Origin of the sequence: Moorena sp. SIO3B2 (assembly GCF_010692525.1) — a bacterium.
Lineage (GTDB): Bacteria > Cyanobacteriota > Cyanobacteriia > Cyanobacteriales > Coleofasciculaceae > Moorena > Moorena producens.
This window is the reverse complement of record NZ_JAAHHE010000119.1, coordinates 1-18,820: the sequence shown is the minus strand read 5'-3', so window position 1 is coordinate 18,820 and position 18,820 is coordinate 1. Positions and strand designations below refer to the sequence as shown.

At 43.9% G+C, this 18,820-nt stretch carries 21 protein-coding genes, 1 tRNA gene and 2 pseudogenes; 13 read left to right on the top strand and 11 right to left on the bottom strand.

The window, feature by feature from the left end; genetic code table 11:
• The 3 genes and pseudogenes from F6K38_RS44330 to F6K38_RS22065 all read left to right on the top strand — a co-directional run.
• Nucleotides 1-121 (top strand): annotated as a pseudogene (locus tag F6K38_RS44330) (DUF456 domain-containing protein); the annotation flags it as partial.
• A 16-nt stretch (nucleotides 122-137) separates the two neighbouring features.
• Nucleotides 138-437: a Dabb family protein gene (locus F6K38_RS22070; RefSeq protein ID WP_008191711.1), complete on the top strand. Its 300-nt coding sequence runs from the start codon at nucleotides 138-140 to the stop codon at nucleotides 435-437.
• A 43-nt stretch (nucleotides 438-480) separates the two neighbouring features.
• A complete protein-coding gene (locus F6K38_RS22065; protein ID WP_154659994.1) occupies nucleotides 481-630 on the top strand; it encodes a hypothetical protein in 150 nt (49 codons plus the stop codon).
• A 66-nt stretch (nucleotides 631-696) separates the two neighbouring features.
• Here F6K38_RS22065 and F6K38_RS22060 read toward each other — a convergent pair whose 3' ends face one another.
• Nucleotides 697-861, bottom strand: coding sequence for a ribbon-helix-helix domain-containing protein (locus F6K38_RS22060; protein ID WP_083373549.1), 165 nt, complete (start codon nucleotides 859-861; stop codon nucleotides 697-699).
• A gap of 358 nt (nucleotides 862-1,219) precedes the next feature.
• Here F6K38_RS22060 and F6K38_RS22055 point away from each other — a divergent pair.
• A tRNA-Thr gene (locus tag F6K38_RS22055) sits at nucleotides 1,220-1,292 on the top strand.
• 34 nt (nucleotides 1,293-1,326) lie between these two features.
• On the opposite strand, the gene F6K38_RS22050 is transcribed toward F6K38_RS22055, so the two are convergent.
• From F6K38_RS22050 to F6K38_RS22040, 3 genes are all read right to left on the bottom strand, one after another.
• Nucleotides 1,327-2,520 carry an RNA-guided endonuclease InsQ/TnpB family protein gene (locus tag F6K38_RS22050; protein WP_287357454.1) on the bottom strand — a complete coding sequence of 398 codons (1,194 nt, stop codon included), beginning with the start codon at nucleotides 2,518-2,520 and terminating at the stop codon, nucleotides 1,327-1,329.
• A gap of 274 nt (nucleotides 2,521-2,794) precedes the next feature.
• Nucleotides 2,795-3,508 carry a molybdenum cofactor guanylyltransferase gene (locus tag F6K38_RS22045; RefSeq protein ID WP_287357456.1) on the bottom strand — a complete coding sequence of 238 codons (714 nt, stop codon included), beginning with the start codon at nucleotides 3,506-3,508 and terminating at the stop codon, nucleotides 2,795-2,797.
• A 7-nt stretch (nucleotides 3,509-3,515) separates the two neighbouring features.
• A complete protein-coding gene (locus F6K38_RS22040; RefSeq protein ID WP_008191720.1) occupies nucleotides 3,516-3,980 on the bottom strand; it encodes a pentapeptide repeat-containing protein in 465 nt (154 codons plus the stop codon).
• Between the two features lie 826 nt (nucleotides 3,981-4,806).
• On the opposite strand from F6K38_RS22040, the gene F6K38_RS22035 reads away from it, so the two are divergent.
• Nucleotides 4,807-4,932 carry a hypothetical protein gene (locus F6K38_RS22035; protein WP_267873693.1) on the top strand — a complete coding sequence of 42 codons (126 nt, stop codon included), beginning with the start codon at nucleotides 4,807-4,809 and terminating at the stop codon, nucleotides 4,930-4,932.
• A gap of 161 nt (nucleotides 4,933-5,093) precedes the next feature.
• Here the strand turns inward: F6K38_RS22035 and F6K38_RS22030 are convergent, their stop codons facing one another.
• Nucleotides 5,094-7,277: a tetratricopeptide repeat protein gene (locus F6K38_RS22030; protein WP_287357452.1), complete on the bottom strand. Its 2,184-nt coding sequence runs from the start codon at nucleotides 7,275-7,277 to the stop codon at nucleotides 5,094-5,096.
• 79 nt (nucleotides 7,278-7,356) lie between these two features.
• Nucleotides 7,357-8,685 carry an AAA family ATPase gene (locus tag F6K38_RS22025; RefSeq protein WP_287357450.1) on the bottom strand — a complete coding sequence of 443 codons (1,329 nt, stop codon included), beginning with the start codon at nucleotides 8,683-8,685 and terminating at the stop codon, nucleotides 7,357-7,359.
• A gap of 223 nt (nucleotides 8,686-8,908) precedes the next feature.
• On the opposite strand from F6K38_RS22025, the gene F6K38_RS22020 reads away from it, so the two are divergent.
• Nucleotides 8,909-9,061 (top strand): hypothetical protein, encoded by a 153-nt coding sequence (locus F6K38_RS22020; protein WP_287357448.1) that lies wholly within the window; start codon nucleotides 8,909-8,911, stop codon nucleotides 9,059-9,061.
• Between the two features lie 59 nt (nucleotides 9,062-9,120).
• Entirely contained in the window at nucleotides 9,121-9,426 is a 306-nt protein-coding gene (locus F6K38_RS22015; RefSeq protein ID WP_131827025.1) for a hypothetical protein, read from the top strand.
• On the opposite strand, the gene mraW is transcribed toward F6K38_RS22015, so the two are convergent.
• A complete protein-coding gene (gene mraW / locus F6K38_RS22010) occupies nucleotides 9,400-9,600 on the bottom strand; it encodes a 16S rRNA (cytosine(1402)-N(4))-methyltransferase (protein ID WP_071986993.1) in 201 nt (66 codons plus the stop codon). The two genes, F6K38_RS22015 and mraW, sit on opposite strands and share 27 nt — an antisense overlap.
• A 3-nt stretch (nucleotides 9,601-9,603) precedes the next feature.
• On the opposite strand from mraW, the gene F6K38_RS22005 reads away from it, so the two are divergent.
• Together F6K38_RS22005 and F6K38_RS22000 are read left to right on the top strand one after the other, a co-directional pair.
• Nucleotides 9,604-9,780, top strand: coding sequence for a hypothetical protein (locus F6K38_RS22005; protein WP_287252570.1), 177 nt, complete (start codon nucleotides 9,604-9,606; stop codon nucleotides 9,778-9,780).
• Nucleotides 9,781-9,808: 28 nt separating this feature from the next.
• On the top strand, nucleotides 9,809-11,344 hold the full coding sequence (locus F6K38_RS22000) for a cytochrome P450 (protein WP_008191731.1): 1,536 nt from the start codon (nucleotides 9,809-9,811) through the stop codon (nucleotides 11,342-11,344).
• A gap of 5 nt (nucleotides 11,345-11,349) precedes the next feature.
• On the opposite strand, the gene rsmH is transcribed toward F6K38_RS22000, so the two are convergent.
• Nucleotides 11,350-12,264, bottom strand: coding sequence for a 16S rRNA (cytosine(1402)-N(4))-methyltransferase RsmH (gene rsmH, locus F6K38_RS21995; protein WP_008191734.1), 915 nt, complete (start codon nucleotides 12,262-12,264; stop codon nucleotides 11,350-11,352).
• A gap of 449 nt (nucleotides 12,265-12,713) precedes the next feature.
• On the opposite strand from rsmH, the gene F6K38_RS21990 reads away from it, so the two are divergent.
• From F6K38_RS21990 to F6K38_RS21975, 4 genes and pseudogenes are all read left to right on the top strand, one after another.
• Entirely contained in the window at nucleotides 12,714-13,034 is a 321-nt protein-coding gene (locus F6K38_RS21990) for a hypothetical protein (RefSeq protein WP_044495860.1), read from the top strand.
• Nucleotides 13,035-13,554: 520 nt separating this feature from the next.
• A pseudogene (locus F6K38_RS21985) lies at nucleotides 13,555-14,619 on the top strand (dynamin family protein); the annotation flags it as partial.
• 586 nt (nucleotides 14,620-15,205) lie between these two features.
• Nucleotides 15,206-15,559 (top strand): hypothetical protein, encoded by a 354-nt coding sequence (locus F6K38_RS21980; protein WP_287252575.1) that lies wholly within the window; start codon nucleotides 15,206-15,208, stop codon nucleotides 15,557-15,559.
• 174 nt (nucleotides 15,560-15,733) lie between these two features.
• On the top strand, nucleotides 15,734-16,033 hold the full coding sequence (locus tag F6K38_RS21975) for a hypothetical protein (RefSeq protein ID WP_287252577.1): 300 nt from the start codon (nucleotides 15,734-15,736) through the stop codon (nucleotides 16,031-16,033).
• Nucleotides 16,034-16,365: 332 nt separating this feature from the next.
• On the opposite strand, the gene F6K38_RS21970 is transcribed toward F6K38_RS21975, so the two are convergent.
• From F6K38_RS21970 to F6K38_RS21960, 3 genes are all read right to left on the bottom strand, one after another.
• Nucleotides 16,366-17,136 carry an ABC transporter ATP-binding protein gene (locus tag F6K38_RS21970; RefSeq protein ID WP_287265109.1) on the bottom strand — a complete coding sequence of 257 codons (771 nt, stop codon included), beginning with the start codon at nucleotides 17,134-17,136 and terminating at the stop codon, nucleotides 16,366-16,368.
• Between the two features lie 295 nt (nucleotides 17,137-17,431).
• On the bottom strand, nucleotides 17,432-18,271 hold the full coding sequence (locus F6K38_RS21965; RefSeq protein ID WP_008191747.1) for an ABC transporter permease: 840 nt from the start codon (nucleotides 18,269-18,271) through the stop codon (nucleotides 17,432-17,434).
• Nucleotides 18,272-18,309: 38 nt separating this feature from the next.
• Nucleotides 18,310-18,820: aliphatic sulfonate ABC transporter substrate-binding protein (locus tag F6K38_RS21960; protein WP_502709587.1), on the bottom strand; the 511-nt coding region annotated here is incomplete at its 5' end.

The following is an 18,820-nucleotide window of genomic DNA, read 5'->3' as shown; positions in this document are numbered from 1 at the left end:
AAAAGCAAGTGTGGGCATTATGGTAGGGTCGCTGATTGGCAATTTAATTGAAGGCTTGCTGGCTCTGAGTACAGTGATTGTTTTTGTTTTTACCACCTGGCCTGTGGTAATGGGAATTTAGGAACTTCTAAGTAAAGATGATCGAGCATATTATTTTGTTCAAGTGGAAAGACGACGCTTCAGCGGATGCGATCGCATTAGCTATCAATGGACTACTGGCCATGAAAGACCAAATTCCTGAGATTGTAGAACTTTCCTGTGGAGAGAACTTTTCCCCCCTCAGGTCCCAGGGATTTCAGCATGCTTTGAGAGTGCAACTGGTCAATCGCGACGCTCTGAGTACCTATACTGATCACCCAGCCCACCAGGAAGTAGTCCAGAAGTATATCAAACCTATCCAAGGGGACATAATCGCAGTGGATTACGAAGTTGACTAGCCTCAAGGATAAAGGACAGGAACTGAGGGGGTAACAAGGCTGCTTGTCATTAAGCATTCAGCCGTCAGCTATCAGCCGTCAGCCGTTGGCCAGGCTACACCGAACAGCTTATTTTATTCAAAAGCACCGATTGCGCTACGGGCAAGCTGCGCAAACAGTAGCACCATTTGTAGCACATAAACACCTCAAGTAGTGTGTCCGTAGCGCATAGGCTGATACGCGACACGCTGATAGCTTACGCTTTTCACCCCATCACTGATTAGTCTTTGGGTGGTATGTCTCCTGCCTGCTGAGCTTTTTTAATCGCTCGTTTGAGAATTAGTACTGCCATTTGGGACAAGGAGCGCTCCTCGGCATCTGCCAATCGTTGAAGCGCTTCTTTGTCTTTTTCTTCCATATAGAGAGTTACGGTTACTTTAGCCATAGGATTAACAATAATTTTTACTCTAGGTTTTTACCCAAACAAACATAAATTAACACAAATAAAAATAAACTATGTGTTATTCCATAAATTGTAATGGAAAGCTTTCTGTAGACCCAATAGACAGGTAGCTTTCCCCGTAAAAAAGAGCTAAAGTTAATCCAAATCTACAGTCACTCCCAATTGGAAGTTGATCACAATAGGTCTAATCCGGAGTAATTAATACAAAGTTTAAAAAATATTGCTACACATCACCGGATCACCGGATCACATCATGGGGTGATCCGGTGATCGGGGGTGATGGATGATCAGACCGGAAGCTTTGACAAGTGTTATACTTAGTGTTATAGTTAAAAAGATTGCTGGTGTAGCTCAGTTGGTAGAGCAGCTGATTTGTAATCAGCTGGCCGCGGGTTCGAATCCTGTCACCAGCTTTTGACACTCCCCGCCCTGGAAGGACGGGGATTCTCACTTCAGCGAGCTGTCTTGCTCACCCAAACCGGAGTCAGGGAGAGTAGAGGACAATTCTCCATGAGCGTTCGGATCAATGATCCAGGTTCCGGTGTGCCCCACCGTACCCAAGGCTTTCTCTAAAATGTTGATTGCGGCGTTGTGGTCGCGGTCTAGTTGACAACCACATTTGCAGGTGTGAGTCCTGGTCGATAGAGACTTCTTCACTACCTCGCCGCACTGAGAACAGTTTTGACTAGTGTAGGCGGGGTTTACTGCAACAGTAACCCTGCCAAATTTAGTTCCAAAATGTTCCAGCCATTTTCGGAATTGATACCAACCTGCATCATTAATAGACTTGGCTAGACAGTGATTTTTAACCAAATTCCTGACTCTTAGATCTTCGTAGGCGACCAGATCGTTAGACCGGATTACGCAGCGCGCCAGTCTCTTGGCGTGCTCTTCACGTTGCCTGCTTATTCTAAGGTGATGTCTGCCTAGTCTATTAATAGCCTTCTTTCGGTTAGCTGAGCCTTTCTTTTTTCGAGAAACCCGACGTTGATAAAACTTAAGGCGTTGTTCTCCTTTTCTATAAAATCTGGGGTTAGATTCAGCATTGCCGTCGGAATCAGTATAGAAGTCCTTCAATCCTACATCTAAGCCGACAGTATTACCAGTAGGCTTCAAAGCCTCATTGTTATCGACAGCGATACAGAATTGGACATAATAACCATCAGCTCTTTTTACTATCCGAACCCGTTTGATCTGTTTCTTATCGAAACGCCACAAGTCCCATGTGCCTTTGAGCTTAAGCTTCCCAATTCCTTTTTTGTCGGTGAACGTAATTGACTTCTTGTCAGGGGACAACTTCCAGCCTGACTGCTTATACTCAACTGAGCGGCAATGTTTTTGGAATCTTGGAAATCCTTTTTTCCCAGGTACACTTTTCTTACAGTTGTCGTAAAAACGGGCGATTGATGACCATGTTCTTTCAGCCGCAGCCTGGCGAGCAGTTGAGTTCAAAGCGTTAGTGAAGGGAAATTCTTTGGCTAAGACCTTGCAATATTTGTTTAAATCGTATTTATTTATGCCTTTGTTGTCAATCCACAATCTAAGACAGCTATTGCGAACAAACTTAACCGTTCTGATCGCCTCTTCAATGGCTTGATATTGCTGCTTCTTTCCGTAAGCCTTGAACTCAAGAATGATCATCAGGAATCGAGCTTTTTTGTAACATATTTATGCTAACAATTATAGCACAAACCAGCCAGTATTATGGCTAGAAAAAGCCGTCCTAGAAGGACGGGGTTTTAGACCCATTTTTTTTGATAAAAAAAATAGTTATAGCGTTTATTGCATGTATGAGGTACACTTCTCAACCTCAAAGTCCCCCTTTTTAAGGGGGATTTAGGGGGATCCCTTTGTACCTCATGGGAAAGAGAATTGCTATCAAACAACTAGGCACTTCCGGCCTGATCGCCACTGCTTAATCCTGTATTTCCAACTGTTCTAGGTCAGCAGGGGTATTGCAGTTAAAAAATAGCCTAGTGTCACTGACTAGCAACTCCTGTACTGGATGCTGGGCCAACCAACGCTGAAATGACCTTCCCCCTTGATTGATAAACTCAGTGAGGCTTGGTAGACACTGGCGTCGGTAAAAACCGCACAGGGGTTCCCAGCCCTTGGGGTTTCGTGGCAATAGTGCGATCGCGTAGCGTGACTTTTGGTCAATCGCGTAGCGTGACCTTTGGTCAATCGCATTTTCCCGAGTCTGCTCCAAATGCTTGAGCCAACCTTGCACAACCTCTGCTTTTAATTGGGGTAAATCACAAGCCAGTAACAGTACCCAATCTGTTTCAACATGAGCTAATCCTTGAGCAAATCCTACCAATGGACCATGAGGTGTGGTCTCTTCTGGTAACGGGACTTCCCGAATAACACGACAAGTCTCAGGTAAGATATCCACGTATCGTTCTGGCCAGGGAGTGACTATATAGACTTGACCTGAGACTTGACCTGAGACTTGACCCGAGACTTGACCAATACAGCTTAGGGCAACATCACACACTCTGCGCAGTAAGGGGACACCCTCGACCAGAATCAAAGCTTTATCCCTACCCATACGAGAACTTAGCCCTCCTGCAAGGACAATCCCTGAGAGAGCTAAGTGGTAATTGGGACTTGGTATAGCACTGCACATAGCTTGGTCAGGAACAGGCAAGCATTCCAGAACGTAGACTCGGAGACTCCTCAAAAAAGATTGCCCCTCGTCGCTTTAGGTCATCCTTGAGATCCTTACAAATTCCTGAGTTATCTCTAAACTGAGTATTGTCTATTCGACTACCAATCAGGTTGGCATTACTCAAGTTGGCACCACCTAGGTTAGCACGACTGAGGTCAGCACGACTCAGATAAGTACCCATCAAGTTGGCATCACTCAGGTTGGCATCACTGAGATCCGCACATCTGAGGTAGGCACGACTCAAATCAGCTCCGTTGAGCAAGGCACCGTTGAGATTGGCATCACTTAGGTCAGCTCTGCTTAAGTCAGCACCCCTTAAGTCAGCACCCCTTAAGTCAGCACCCCTTAAGTTGGCATCCTTCAGGTCAATTCTAAGTGAATTGTCAGTTGGCTCTAGAGAAACACCCTTCATTAGTTCAAGGAATTCCATTTACTACTCGAAATACACTCTGAAATACACTAATACCACTATTAAATGCTCACCACCATGATGGCATCAACCCCTTTGGTTGATCACTTAGATTTATTGTCGAATTAAATTACCTCAAATTCTAATGAAACACCAGTTTGTGTTTCACTAAATTGCTAATTTTTACGACATATGGCTGATTTTTTACCATATATGTCGTAGATTTATTTTTGAAATATTTAGTGTTAACTATTTACTGGTTAACTATTTAGTGAATAACTAGTTACACTATATTTTATAGCCCTATCTGGTTTCACCAATTACCATACTGTAAAAATTTAATTAAGTAATTATTAAATGTGAAACCGGTAATATAGCAATCATAATCGATTTGTGAAAAATCCTGTGACTAATACCGTAAATCTGTTATCTAATATACCTTTTGGCAAAGTATTTAGGTAAGCCGTCAGCTGTCAGCTGTCAGCTGTCAGCTTAAAATAAACCTATGCAGGCCTATGGCCACGCTACGCGAACAGCTTGGCACAGACTTCGACGCTGATAGCACCTCAAGTAGCACTTCAAGTAGCGCATTAGCTGATAGCTGATAGCTTACGATAGGTTTTCACACTTCGTTACACAGTTAATGACAAATTGATACAAAAATATTTATTTTTTGACCAGAATTAAATATAATTAATTCAGTAGCGGAAAATATTAGGTTTAAACCTCTTTAACCCCGCCGCTTTTAACCCCGCAGGGTTGTTGCTTTTACGGTAATTGCCTGTCCGCTAAAGTAACAACCTTGTGGAATACTAATAGTGCTCATACATTAAACGAGGAGAAGGATATGCGCGGTTGTTCCATGCTTCTAGCTCTTCTAGTTTTTGCTGGATTGTTGTATTTCATCGTCAATTCTGGTACCTTTGAAGGGTTGATGGACACCATAACACCCTCGGAACGGCAACTGGAATAGGCTATAGGGCTGGGCGCGGGGAGATAGGGAGATGGGGAGCAAGAGTATAGTTTGAAATTGGTATTAGGAATGTTTCGTTTCTTGAAGTTGTTAACACCATTACACCTATTGCTATAGCGTTTCTCATAGTAATGAGGTACACATAATTTTTTTTATATTCCCTATTCCCGACTCCCGACTCCCGACTCCCGATTCCCTAAAATCCCAGACTTGATATTAATCAACTGCTGAAACCGCTGATCTGAGCAAATGCTTTCAAAATCTGAATCATTTCTTGCCATCTCTCGATATTCTTCAGGATTGAGAGTAATTGCCTGTTTCAAGTTATCAAGGGCTAAGTCTACATTTCCTTGTAAAGCATAAAAGCAGGCTTTGTTGTACCAAGCTTGGTGGTCATCGGGTTTAATTTTTAAAGCTTGGTCATAGGATGCAATCGCTGCTTTGTTTAGTCCTAAATCCAATAGGGCAACCCCCTGGTTGTTCCAAGCTTCGTGGTAATCCGGTTTAATTTTCAAAGCTTGGTCATAGGAATCGATCGCTTCTTGATTTCGTCCTAATTTCCATAAGGCAATCCCCCGGTTGTTCCAAGCTTGGTGAAAATCGGGTTTAATTTTCAAAGCTTGGTCAAAGGAATCAATCGCTGCTTTGTTTCGTCCTAAATTCGATAGGGCAATTCCCAAGTTGTTCCAAGCTTGGTAAAGATCGGGTTTAATTTTCACAGCTTGGTCAAAGGAATCAATCCCTGCTTCCAAACGTCCTAAATCCGATAGGGCAATTTCCAAGTTGTTCCAAGCATCGTGGTCATCCGGTTTAAATATCAAAGCTTGGTAAAAGGATTCAATAGCTTCTTGATTTCGTCCTAATTTCCGTAAGGCAACTCCCCGTTTGTACCAAGCTTGGTAGTAATCGGGTTTAATTTTCACAGCTTTGTCATAGGATGCAATCGCTCCGTGGTTTAGTCCTAAATCGGATAGAGCAATCCCCCGGTTGTAGCAAGCTTGGTGGTAATCGGGTTTAATTTTCACAGCTTGGTCAAACGACTCAATTGCTGTTTCGTTTAGTCTTAAATCCCATAGGGCAACCCCCCGGTTGTACCAAGCTTGGTGGTAATCGGGTTTAATTTTCACAGCTTGGTCATAGGAATCAATGGCTGCTTCGTTTAGTCCTAAATCCCATAGGACAAGCCCCAGGTTGTACCAAGCTTGGTGGAAATCGGGTTTAATTTTCACAGCTTGGTTATAGGAATCGAACGCTGCTCCGTTTAGTCCTAATTTCCGTAAGGCAATCCCCCGGTGGTGCCATGCTTGGTGGTAATCGGGTTTAATTGTCACAGCTTGGTCAAACGATTCAATCCCTGCTTCCAAACGTCCTAATACCGATAGGGCAACCCCCCGGCTGTACCAAGCGTGGTGATCATCGGGTTTAATTTCCAAAGCTTGGTCGAAGTTAGCGATCGCGTCTTCATATTCTTGGGCAGCAACCAGTAGCATTCCTAGTTCAACTAGTAAATCCGCTTGCTCTTCAGGAGTTTGATGCTCTGCTTCCAGCAGTTTTTCAATAGCGATAATTTCTTTACGTAAGTATTCAGGATTCAAAGACTGATTCTGACAGTCTTCTTGTTGACACTCCTCTGATTTGCTAGGAAAGTCAAACATACCAGAACGCCAGTCAAAAAAGTCGGGAGCGCGGTGGATAAAATAATTCAGGGAAAATGACCGTAAGAGAAACACAAAACAAATCTGAAAATCATCTCGAAACCGTTCTCTGTGTTGGTTGAGATGATTTAATATATGAGGAACCCCTTTCCAACTATAGGAATAAATTGCTTCGCTATCCCATCCCTGTTGACGTTTCGTCTCTTCATACTTATAAAACGAGTATTCTAGACCTTGGATAAATAAAACCTTGATGTCCTGACAGTCGGGGCGATCCTGAACAATGCCGTATAAATTATCAATCGGTTCCTCGAAGCGCAACACCTCTATTGTTTTCTGAGGCAAATCTTGCTTAACCTGCTTAACCAACTTCTCTGCTTCTACGGGAGAACAACGGACAAATAATAATCCGAAACCTCTACGCCTTCGGAGGGCACGGAGTAAGTCTTGGTATTGTTCTTCTGGACTCGCTGGAGGTAAATCCTCGTCCGCATCTGTAAAGTTTACCATTACTTGTAAGGGAGCAGGGAGCAGGGAGTAGGGAGTAGGTTTTTTAAATTTGGGTCGGGAGTCGGGAATCGGGAATCGGGAATCGGGAATCGGGAGTGCGTAGGGTGCGTTAGGGGCGGACTTGCCCTTATTTTTGCCCTCGTAGCCAGGGTTGGGATAGTCCGCCCCGTAACGCACCATTTTTGGGCTAGCCCTGATTTTCCGCCTCTTCGTTCCTGGTTGAAACAGCCCGCCCGGTAACACACCCTAGGCAACTACCTTACGGCTGTGAGTCTAGTTGAGCATAGGCGTCTTGAAATTGCTTAATCCCTTTAATCAGGGGATGAACATCGTACCAACACTGTCTTTCTCCTTCGTCATCAAAGTATTGATACTCTAACAAACAGCGATTAAATAATAACTGACGATACTGGTCATTATTGTGTATCTGCTTGGAGCGGTAAACATCCGCTAAAATTGACCATTGTCCATCCTGAACCGTTCGGCGATAGGTATCTCGTGCATCAGTAATGGATCGTTGCACTGCTCTGAGGGAAATTGGTAAGGTTTCGGTGCGAGCAATGGCGGTTTGGATTAATAATAGCAAATTCCGCACATGACCTCCACTCATAAGACACAAGCGCTCTAAGGCTTCTGGACTTTCAAATATATCGGTTTCTAGGGAGCGAGTGGGAGCAAATTGGCCGACTCGCTTGCTAATCACTTCTTTAACTTTATTGAATCCAGGCTGATAGAGGTTACCCTCTTTAGTTCGCACCATAATCATCGGTAACACCTGGGCATCACCATAGATGTCTCGCAAATCATTAGTTCGCTTGGAGTACAGCATGGAAATCGGAACTGTGTAGACAATATGGCACTTTAATCCTTTTAATTGTTCACTACGGTCTAAAAAAATTTCTTCATGATTCGTTTGGTTACTCTCTTGGATAACTGGCACAATCCGGTCTAAATTATCCGCAATCACTGCTAATTTAGTACATCCAGCTGGTAAGTTTTCTTTGGCTTCTGTAATAAACTGATTCAACGCCTTTAGTAGAGTAACCGTGTGGGGATTAATTTTCTGTCGAATCTGTTGACGCAAGGTTGGTACAGCTCTTAAATTAGCAGTTAGCTTGCCATACTGAGAAATTTTTGCTTCTGCACTTAGTCCATCAAATGCTATTTCAGTTAGAGCCAAATCTTTTAACTCTTGCCAGCGGCTTTCCAGCCAGTTCAGCAACGGCCTGGGATTAGCACTATCCTTGAGGTCTTCGAGCAAATGGCGAGTACAGGCCAGCAGAATATCGGTATATTGAGTATCTTCGGAGTCCACATCTTCTTCATCTGCGGCAAAATACACCACAGAGAAGTTATTTTGTTCCAAATATTGCTTCAATCGGAACAATTCCGTAGATTTTCCTGCCCCCCGATGACCTCCATATAAATGATAGGTCTCTCGCTTAGAAAGCAACATCTCTTTCCCTAAATCCACCTGGATCTCTCCATCCCCCCGCACTTCCCGACAATCCACATAAACCGGGTCCCCTGCCGGTAACGGTTGGGAGGGGTCAAAGGCATTGTAGAGGTTTTCCAGTAAATCAGTCATAGAGTGAAGGGAATAGGGAATAGGGAATAGGGAGTAGGGAGTAGGGAGAATTGATAAGATTTGACGCTTTCAGTACTGAAATTGATTGTTATCACGTCCGTTATTAAGTTTTTTTGTACTCGTGCCAGATCTTTAGTATCAGTAGTAGTTTAACTGGAGGGACTGCGGAGATGGTGTAATCGGATCACAAGGCTAGGTCGCTGCATCGCTTTTATCATACTGTTTGCCTCAATTCTTCTGCCCGATTCCCGATTCCCGATTCCCGATTCCTGATTCCCGATTCCCAATTCCCGATTCCCGACTCCCGACTCCCGATTCCCGACTCCCGATTCCCGATTCCCGATTCCCCACAACTGCCGCTAAGTCTAATCCCTAAACATCAGGAATTTAGAGCAATCGAGCTGTATTAAGTTTTAGATTCACAAAAAGCTCACGATGATGAAACCAGTTAAATCCATGAATGAACTAGTAGAACGGGTATCTAAAGATCCAGAACTTGCGGAAGAAATCAAAAGAGACCCAGTGGAAACTATCCGTAGACTTGGTCCACCTCTAGAAACAGACCGTTGGATTTACCGGATTGTGGTCACTGCTTTGGGCGGTACCATGCTGGTAACTGTTACAGGTGCCATCGGACTAGCTGTGGCGGGTAAAGATGTGCCTGATATCCTGGTGGGGATTGGCACGGGTTCCTTGGGTTCCTTGGCTGGACTATTAGCACCTGCCCCATCCCGAGATTAGAGCCCTAAGTGGGTCAGTGTTGAGTGCTGCGGAACGAGCACGAGGGTTAAACTGGATTTCGTCAGCTTGTGCTACAGTTGGCTTTTTAGTTAGCACTCGCAATAGTGAGCAATTCTTTGACAAATCCCGAAATTTGTGCTTAACAATCCGGTCTTCCAAATTTAGGGGGAACATAAGATGCGTTCGCTTTTAGCGGAAGCTGAGGCCTTTGGCCACGCTTTGCGTTCGCGTAGCGTCGGCTTTGCCGAAACGCTTCATCGCGTAGCGTGGCCCAAAGGCCAAGGCCAATCGTATTCCCTAACTCAGTGGTTGTGTGAATATCAGGGCTTTAACTCGGTAGTAGAATTTAGCTAGCAGTGTAAAAGTCAGGAGAACCTTGAGCATGTTCGAGCATTCATGGACAATTTTAGCTTTCCTTGTAGGAACAGGGATCAGCCTTCTCCTGTGGCGTTGGCAACAACGCCAGCTAGCCTTGAGCTCGATATATGCTCTGCCATCACCCAAGGGGAAATGGCTCACAGGTAACGCCATGGAACTTCTTGCCGCTGCAAAACAAGGAACCTATTCTCTGAGAATCTTTCGATGGATGCAGCAATACGGCTCCATGATTTTGCTACGGATCTTCACCAGACCGATGGTGATGGTGGCAAAGCCCCAACTGATTGAAAGCATTTTGACAGAGGGGCAAACTAAGGGGATATTTACCCGCAGTCCATCCTTTTATCACGCCTACAAAGATGTGTTTGGCGTACATATCGGAAACCAGGTTGGTGAAGCTTGGAAGTGGCGTCGCCAAACCGCAGCACCAGCTTTCCGAGCCAGTCGATTCACTCAAAAGTTCGATCTCATCCGTCAGGGGTGTCAGCAAGTCATCACACAACTTCAAAGCTCGGCTCAAACAGGCAAAGAGGTTCAAGTTGATCCCTTATTTGTGGACTTGACCATGAATATCATTGCCTACTTTTTCCTAGGTGTTACCTTTGATAAAACCTCAAACTTTGCAGGGGAACCCTCCTTCGATGCCAACCGCCTGTATGCAGCTCTTGCACTTCTCGAAAAACATGTACTTTTGCAGACCGCAGGTCGCAGTCGATGGTTTAAGTTTCTCCCTACGTCAGAAGGGCGAGAATACCGACAGGCTCAAGATTATTTACAACAGAATTTAAAACCTCGGGTCGCGATGGCGTTGCAAGTGGCCAGGGCTTCTGAGGCCGAATCCCCATCAGTCAGTTCGTCATTTCGGGATTCGATGTTGGTTCAATTTGCTAAAAACCCCCAGCATGACCAAGACTCCCTAATGGCCGAGACCCGAGCCTTTATCTTTGCAGGTCATGACACTACGGCTCATACTATGTCCTTTGCAGTCGGGGAGTTGGGGCTTAATCCTGGAGTCTTTCAGGCCGCACAACAGGCTGTGGATCAAGCCTGGGAGAAGGAAGGGGAGCTAAATCTTTCTACTTTGAAACATTTAGACTATATAGAAGCTGTGGTCAAGGAAACCTTACGACTCCACCCAGTGGCCACCGGAATCCCCCTAGTCACGACCCAAGAGACAGAACTGGATGGGGTCAAGATGCCGAAAAATGTAAGCGTCGAACCTTTTTTCTGGGCTGCGGGACAGGATCCTGAGATGTTTCCAAAACCGGAAGAATTTCGTCCAGAACGATGGCTGCAAAAGGAAACTGACCAACAGCCACTCCCCCTCCTGTTTGGATTTTCCCGAGGATCTCATTTTTGTGTAGGCGCACCTCTAGCACTTTTAGAAGCAACGGTGATGTTGTCTTTACTCCTGCGTCATTTTAACTGGGAACTCGTCAATGGCCGAGATTCTCTAGAAGATGTTAATCAGTATTTGACAGTATTTCCCCGCGATCGCATGCCAATTCGTTTAGTGTCGAGAAGTGAATCCATAGCTTAGACTTGTCAGTCTTGAGTGCTCAACTCCCGTCGCTCTGCGAATCTGAGTTTAGCGGAGCGAGCACGAGGGTTATGCTGGATTTCTTCAGCTTGTGCTACAGTTGGCTTTTTAGTTAGCACCCGCAATAGTGAGCAATTAGTTGACAACTCCCGGAATTTGTGCTTAACAATCCGGTCTTCCAAACTGTGAAAACTGATAATTCCAAGTCTTCCCCCTGGTTTCAGCCAATGGGGGGCAATGTCGAGAAAGCTTTCGAGGCTCTCAAGTTCCTGGTTGACCACAATCCGTAGGGCTTGAAACACCCGAGTCGCTGGGTGAATCCTGCCATAGCGGTATTTCGGGGGAACACAAGATGCGATCGCATTGGCTAATTCAGTGGTTGTCTGAAACGGACGCTTCTCCACAATCCGCCGTGCCATCCGCCGGGATAACCGTTCTTCCCCATACTTATAAAAAACATCCGCTAACCGTACCTCACCCCAATTATTAATAATATCCTTTGCCGTCAGAGACTGGCTCTGGTCCATCCGCATATCTAACTGAGCAGCATGGCGAAAACTAAAGCCTCGCTCTGGTAAATCTAGCTGAGCTGAACTGACGCCTAAATCCGCAATAATACCATCAAATACCCTATCATTAGGCTGATATTCGGCAAAATTTCCCTGCCAGAAATTAACTCTTCCGTTATAACTGGCTAACCTGGTCTTGGCGGCTGCGATCGCATTAGCATCCCGGTCAATAGCTGTAACTTCCACATCCGGTGCTGCTGCTAAAATTAACTCAGTGTGTCCACCACCACCCACAGTGGCATCTAAGTAATGACCACCAGGGCAGATAGCTAGTCCCTCAATTAATTCCTGACTCAATACGGACACATGGAAAAAGGGTGTTGTATTGGCCTGTAATGGTTCAGTTTCCATGTGATTCAAGCAATCCTAAGTATGTCCTGAGGAGATTAGACCTCCTGCTGTTAATCAGACCAGATTGTCCGGGAACTCTATAACTGTAACCTATCAACTGTAACCTCTCTAGTTGTGAATAGTGACAAGTCTTACTCAGCACTATATTGAAAGGAGGTTTTATAGCACTATGCATTCAGATGTGTGACATTTTTAAACTCTGAAACTTAGTCATAGGTTACTTCTGACTTCTGACAAATGACTTCTGACTTCTGACTTGCGCGTAGCGCTATAGTAACAACTATAGCCTTGATCATACTTATGAGCTATATTGACTCAATTTAGAATTGCTATAGTAGCTAAAGACTAATCATAAAGGTACCCCTGTGGCTACTGTCAAGCCATTAAAGAAGCATCAGACTAGATTTGTCAGTCAACCAGTAAATTTGCAGTCAACTAAGGAAAAACCGATGAATTCCAAAGAAGAAAAAGCTAAAGACCTTGAGCTTCGAGAACGAGAACTCCAGCAACGGGAGCGAGACCTTAGACTCCGGGAAATTGAAACGGACATTTATCAAGAAGAACTACAATTTAATCAAACCCATAAGCATCAAAAAAATGAAGGTAAACTAAAAAAGTGGGGCAGAAAGCTAGCTAGATTCGGTAAATTCTTAGCCGTTGTCATTGCTGTTGTTGTAACCATTAGAGTCGCTTATTGGCTTGCTCTAGTCATGATAGTTGGAGGAATTGCCTGGTTAGGGTACGAAATTTTTTGGAAAGATGATGAATGAATTACAAAAGCCAAAGGCAATAAGGTTAAATTTATAAATTGCCAATACCAAAATAGTTCAACATCAACTAAATAAATAGTATTATAATTAATTTTTACAATAAATAGTTGGTAAAATATATAGGAATGCTAAATTAATTAATTGTGATAATTTTTGTTCCCTACTCCCTACTCCCTACTCCCTACCTCACTTGGGTAGGTTTTTTACTTTGGGGCGAGTACGTACTTTCATTTCCGTTTAAATCCCTCAAAATATGTATTATCTTATACTTTAATTGCCGAGATAATTCGACCCATCTCCCCATTTCCCCATTTCCCTTCGATGCTTTCTGACCAAATCTCTAAATACAAAAAAACTCCCCCTCTCTCCTCTTCTCTCCTCTTCTCTCCTCTTCTCTATGGGTGCATCTCAGTTTTGCAATTAGGCAAAAATTCGGGAGAAAATTCCCACACTCCCCGCGCCCCCGCCCCGCGCCCGGGCCCCACACTTCCGATCTTTTTTACAAATATGAGATGCACCCTTAGCCCGTCAAGGGAGTAACCATGTTCATGAAGCTATTGAACGTCGCATCCCCTTGCTAGAGCAAGATTTAAATGAATTGAAGGAACGGATTAGTTCCGTTGAACCAGAATTTAATAAACTCAAGGATATTGGTGAGCAATTCAAGGATGAAATTAAAACAGTTCGTGATAATAAAGCGAAAGCGATCGCAGATTCCTTTCGTACCTATGTTTTAAATTTAGGAAATACCTTTGAGTCAGATTTTTTACACTATCAACCTGAACTAAGATTTATGGATTTCTTGAGTACAGGGAAACGAGAAGCCTTTGAATCAGAGTTGAGACAAGGATTTGAACGGTATATTAATGATAAATTGTCAGAGTGGAGTAAGACCGCTGAAAAAGAGATGGATGCTGCCTTTGCTCAGCTATCTCGCAGTGCAGTCACCTACGGTGCTTCTTATACTAAAGTCACGGATAAAATTAATCAAAAATTAACCGGACAAACCGTAAGACCTGTCAGCAGCTACACCACAGAAGATAACGCTCCCGCTTGGGCAAAATGGGCAGCAGGATTATTTTCCTTAGCTAGGGGTAATATAGCAGGAGTCGCCATGGCTGGAGCTGGTTTCGATTGGAAAAATATTGTACTGAATTTCATCACAGTTATGGGAATTGGTGCCATCATTACCACTGTTTCTGGGATTGCTCTCGGACCAGTGGGTCTAGCGTTGTTAGGATTAGGAGTTGGAGTCGTGCAAGCCGATCAAGCTCGTAAGGAATTGGTGAAAGCAGCTAGAAAAGAGTTGGTGAAATATTTGCCTGAGGTAGCACAAGAGCAATGGCAACCGATTTATGATGCTATCAAAGAATGTTTTGATATGTATGAGCAGGAAGTAACTGAGCGGATGGATGATGATATTAAAGCTCGCAAAGCTGAATTAGATAATTTAATTAAGCAAAAAGAATCTCGTGAAATTAATCGGGAGCAAGAATTAGCTCGCTTGAACCAGTTAGAGGCTGATGTAGCCTCCCAAGCCCAGAAGGTTGAGACCGCTTATCATAATTTTGTGAATGCGATTTAAGCATTCAGCCGTGAGCTAAAAGCTCACGCTACGCGAACAGCCGTCAGTGGTCAGTAGTCAGTGGTCAGTGGTCAGTGGTCAGCCCTTGGCCAATGGCCACTCAAGTAGCGTGGGTAGCCCATAAGTTGAAAGTTAAAAGTTGAAAGTTGAAAGTTGAAAGTTGAAAGTTGAATGCTTAATGCTGAATGCTTAATGCTGAATGCTTAATGCTGAATGCTTACAATGCGATCGCTTAACCTTCTACTATCGATTCCCCAAGACTAATTATTAGTCTTGGATTTTCCTTAATTTAAGCAAAAATCATAACAGTTGAAGGTTGACAGTTAACAGTTAATTGTCAACCTTCAACTTTAAATTTTAAACTTTAAATAAAATAACCTTCAACCTTGGCCTTTCGGCCACGCTACGCCAACAACCTTCAACTCCCTGCTCCCTACTCCCTACTCCCTACTCCCTACTCCCTACTCCCTACTCCCTAATCCCTGTTCCCTATTCCCTTTACTATATACAATTTTCAACGCCAAACTGGCGAAACATTTTTGGAAGTAATAGTAATAATAATAAAACACCTTAAGCAGACATAAAAATGAAAATTGAAGATTTAGAGTTTACGGAACAAACAACAACCGAGACAGACCAGATTAAAGGAGCAATTGTTCCACTGCTCGCATCAGCTGGAATTGGTGCTGCATCAGGAGCAGCGTTTCAGGTCGCATCCAACGCTATTACTAGTAAACCCCTAGGTGATGGTGTTTTCCAAGCAGCAGCAGGAGGTGCAGTTACAGGAATTATTAGTCCAGTTTCTACCATTTGGAAACCGATAAAATTGGCTCAACCATGGATACAAGGCTATCGACGAGGCATTGATCCAAAGTCAGTTTGGCGTCCGATTGTCGGTGGAGGTGCTGGTGGATTACTCCATGGAGCCTTAAGTCGTTAAGGGGTTTTGTCAGTATTTTTGTGTCTGCAGGGTGTGATTATTCGTCAGTCAAAAGGTCAAAATTTAGTAAGGGTGTATAGCTGTGCGCCCTTACAACTTTCTACCAATACCTTTTGGTAATAGGTATTGGCTAAAAAAAACTAAGGTAAGATGGGAGCATCAGGAGTAGATATCATGTCATTTGGGAAAAGGTTATTACAAAGGTTATTGCGAAGATTATTAATTGGAGGAACTGCAGGATTGCTTGTGGTAGTGTTATTAGATATTTTGGCTTACCCTCTGTATCATCAAGAACCAACTTCTCTAAATTGGTTTGAGCAAACGTTGATTAAAGTAGATTATCAATCAGCAGCACTACAGGAAGACATGGCTACTTATTTAGTAATCGCAGTACAGGATGGGATTCGGCTAATGATTGCAGTATGTCTATCCCTGACTCTAGTTGAAACTGTGCTGATCAAAAGGAAAGGTTGATTATTATTTAGTTTTTCAAGGGAACAGGGAACAGGGAACAGGGAACAGGGAACAGGGAACAGGGAACAGGGAACAGGAAACAGGGAGTAAGCTGGTCTTGATTTAAATTCTATTGTTATCAGAGCAGGGGAGCAGGGGAGAGGATTTTTAGTTTTTTTGTAAGCATTCAGCCGTCAGCTGTCATACCAAATCCGGAAAGCAAAAAAAGGATTAGGATTAGGGTCAAACAACCGTAGAGTAAGACGAAGAGAAATATTTTTTACTGTCTGTACTAACCGGATTTGATATCAGCCGTTGGCTGATAGCTGATAGCTGATGGCTGATGGCTTAGATCAAATGCGCAAAGCCTGAATTACCTGCCGTTTCAATTCCACAAATTCCAGGGTTAGCTTTGTATCCAGAGTACGAACAGTGGGCAAATCAATCATAATCTTATCCTGGATACAACCTGGATCAGCTCCCATCACATAGATACGCTCGGATAAGAACACCGCTTCTTCCACATCATGGGTAATCATCAAAACCGTAATATGGGTCTTCTGCCAAAGTCCAAGAAAGAATTCCTGCAATTCCTCCTTAGTTTGGGCATCTAAGGCTCCAAAAGGCTCATCCATCAACAGCACTTCCGGTTCATTAGCCAACGCTCGTGCGATCGCAACCCGCTGTTTCATACCCCCTGACAGCTGTTTGGGGTAGGCATTAGCAAAGCGGGTTAGACCGATTACATCCAAATAGTAAGCAATCCGTTCTTGGGATTCCCCCTTAGGCAATTGTTGTAACCTCAGACCAAAACCGATATTATCAGCAATGGTTAGCCAGGGAAATAGGGTATAGTTCTGAAAGACCATGCCCCGATCCCGACCAGGACCTAAAACCACCTCACCATCTACCTTTACCTGTCCTTTGGAAGGAGGAATTAGTCCAGCGATAATGTTGAGCAAGGTTGATTTGCCGCAGCCAGACGGTCCAACTATACACACAAATTCATTTGCTTCAAGATTGAGATTAATATCCTTTAGCACTACCAATTCTTCCCGTCGCTGGCGAAAACTTTTGGAAATATCACACACCTGTAGCTTAGGCAAATTGTGATCATTGGTCATTTTAAAAGGGTGCATCTGATATTTGTAAAAAAGAAGGGGAAGTGTGGGAATCGGGAATCGGGAATCGGGAATCGGGAATCGGGAATCGGGAATCGGGAATCGGGAATCGGGAATCGGGAATCGGGAATCGGGAATCGGGAAAATATCTGAAGCTATCAGCTGAATGCTTACCCTTGGCCAAAAGGCCACGCTACGCGAACAACGTTCAACATTCAACATTCAACATTCAACATTCAAGCTGATTAAACCTTGGCCAAAAGGCCACGCTACGCGAACAACCTTAAAGCTTAAACCTTTAACGCTCAACAAATTGCTCCGACCAAGGAACAGTTAATCGAAAAAGCCACCTAAACGCAAAATCCAGCATCAACCCAATCAATCCAATCACTAAAATACAAAAGAGCACTTTATCTGTCTCTAGGAATCGTTGAAAATAGATAATCTTGAAGCCCAAACCATTTTCAGCAGCAATTAATTCCGCAATCACCAGAAAATTCCAGGCACCAGCAACATTAACCCGCATCGTATCAATAATATTTGGTAGAGTTGCTGGTAGAATCACTCGAAATAATACATCAACCCGATTCGCCCCCAAGGTGTAAGCCACATTCAGCATTTCATCAGGGATAAACTTGACAGCATCAGCAATCATTATGGCGTTGTAGAAGACAATTCCTAAGAAAATAATTAGGATCTTTGCGGTTTCACCTAACCCTGCCCACAGAACAATTAGGGGCATAAACGCCGCCACTGGCATATAGCGTACAATACCGACAATCGTACCAAACAAGCTCTCCATGCTGTAGAATGTCCCCATGGCAATGCCAATGGGAATACCAACTACTGCGGCAAACAAAAAACCAACTAGCACACGGGTAAAACTGGCGATAATATCAGTCAGTAACTGCTCTTCTGTCAACATTTTCCAGCCAGCTTTCAGGACAACCATCGGACTTGGCAAGAATCTTGGGTCTACTAATTCTTCATAGCTTAGGACGATCCAAACTAGCAGGGGTACTACTAAGGCAATGATGGTGAGAAAGATACTGAGCCAGCCAGGAAAGCCCTGACGGATACTCCAAAATACGGATGGTCGTAGGTAACGTTTGCGGGGAGAAGATATAGGTTGTGGCACAGGGGTCTTAAGTGACAGCAAATTTAGGTAATGTTTCTCTACAATGTTTCTAAAGCGGCTTTGACAAATTTGGGTTCCAGGAATTGCTCCATATCAGGAATAGTATCAATCTTGCCTTGGTTTGCCAAAAATATCGCCACATCCATCAACGGCGACCGTAAGTAGGAATCACTCTGCTTATTTCCTAGCATCTCCAGATTGGCACGAGCGTCTGGGATACTAATGCCTTTTAGATCAGCAGCTAGGGCATCCGGCTTAATTTTCAACTCCTTAGCTGCGATCGCTAACCCTTCCGATGGATATTGATTGAGAAACCCTAGTCCTTTGAAAACCCCTTTGACAAAGGCTTCCACCGCCTCTGGGTTAGCTTCGATATACTCAGTGGCAAACAGATAAACATCCGTAATCGCTGTTGGTATTTGGGACGAGTCATAGATAATGCGTCCATCAGGTTGAGCCAAGTTAGCCTGTTTTAGGAATGGTGCATAGGTAACAGCAATGTCCACATTCCCCACCTGGTAAGCTGCTGCTGCTCCGGCTGGATCCACA

What these genes read in the sequence shown, in the direction of transcription:
- F6K38_RS22030 (WP_287357452.1), bottom strand. Translation starts at nt 7,277, where the DNA reads ATGGTGCGTTACGGGGCGGACTATCCCAACCCTGGCTACGAGGGCAAA.
- F6K38_RS22015 (WP_131827025.1), top strand. Translation starts at nt 9,121, where the DNA reads ATGATGAAACCAGTTAAATCCATGAATGAACTAGTAGAACGGGTATCT.
- F6K38_RS22025 (WP_287357450.1), bottom strand. Translation starts at nt 8,685, where the DNA reads ATGACTGATTTACTGGAAAACCTCTACAATGCCTTTGACCCCTCCCAA.
- rsmH (WP_008191734.1), bottom strand. Translation starts at nt 12,264, where the DNA reads ATGGAAACTGAACCATTACAGGCCAATACAACACCCTTTTTCCATGTG.
- F6K38_RS21990 (WP_044495860.1), top strand. Translation starts at nt 12,714, where the DNA reads ATGAATTCCAAAGAAGAAAAAGCTAAAGACCTTGAGCTTCGAGAACGA.
- F6K38_RS22005 (WP_287252570.1), top strand. Translation starts at nt 9,604, where the DNA reads ATGCGTTCGCTTTTAGCGGAAGCTGAGGCCTTTGGCCACGCTTTGCGT.
- F6K38_RS22070 (WP_008191711.1), top strand. Translation starts at nt 138, where the DNA reads ATGATCGAGCATATTATTTTGTTCAAGTGGAAAGACGACGCTTCAGCG.
- F6K38_RS22050 (WP_287357454.1), bottom strand. Translation starts at nt 2,520, where the DNA reads ATGATCATTCTTGAGTTCAAGGCTTACGGAAAGAAGCAGCAATATCAA.
- F6K38_RS22000 (WP_008191731.1), top strand. Translation starts at nt 9,809, where the DNA reads ATGTTCGAGCATTCATGGACAATTTTAGCTTTCCTTGTAGGAACAGGG.
- F6K38_RS21970 (WP_287265109.1), bottom strand. Translation starts at nt 17,136, where the DNA reads ATGACCAATGATCACAATTTGCCTAAGCTACAGGTGTGTGATATTTCC.
- F6K38_RS22035 (WP_267873693.1), top strand. Translation starts at nt 4,807, where the DNA reads ATGCGCGGTTGTTCCATGCTTCTAGCTCTTCTAGTTTTTGCTGGATTG.
- mraW (WP_071986993.1), bottom strand. Translation starts at nt 9,600, where the DNA reads ATGTTCCCCCTAAATTTGGAAGACCGGATTGTTAAGCACAAATTTCGG.
- F6K38_RS21980 (WP_287252575.1), top strand. Translation starts at nt 15,206, where the DNA reads ATGAAAATTGAAGATTTAGAGTTTACGGAACAAACAACAACCGAGACA.
- F6K38_RS22045 (WP_287357456.1), bottom strand. Translation starts at nt 3,508, where the DNA reads ATGTGCAGTGCTATACCAAGTCCCAATTACCACTTAGCTCTCTCAGGG.
- F6K38_RS22040 (WP_008191720.1), bottom strand. Translation starts at nt 3,980, where the DNA reads ATGGAATTCCTTGAACTAATGAAGGGTGTTTCTCTAGAGCCAACTGAC.
- F6K38_RS22060 (WP_083373549.1), bottom strand. Translation starts at nt 861, where the DNA reads ATGGCTAAAGTAACCGTAACTCTCTATATGGAAGAAAAAGACAAAGAA.
- F6K38_RS21975 (WP_287252577.1), top strand. Translation starts at nt 15,734, where the DNA reads ATGTCATTTGGGAAAAGGTTATTACAAAGGTTATTGCGAAGATTATTA.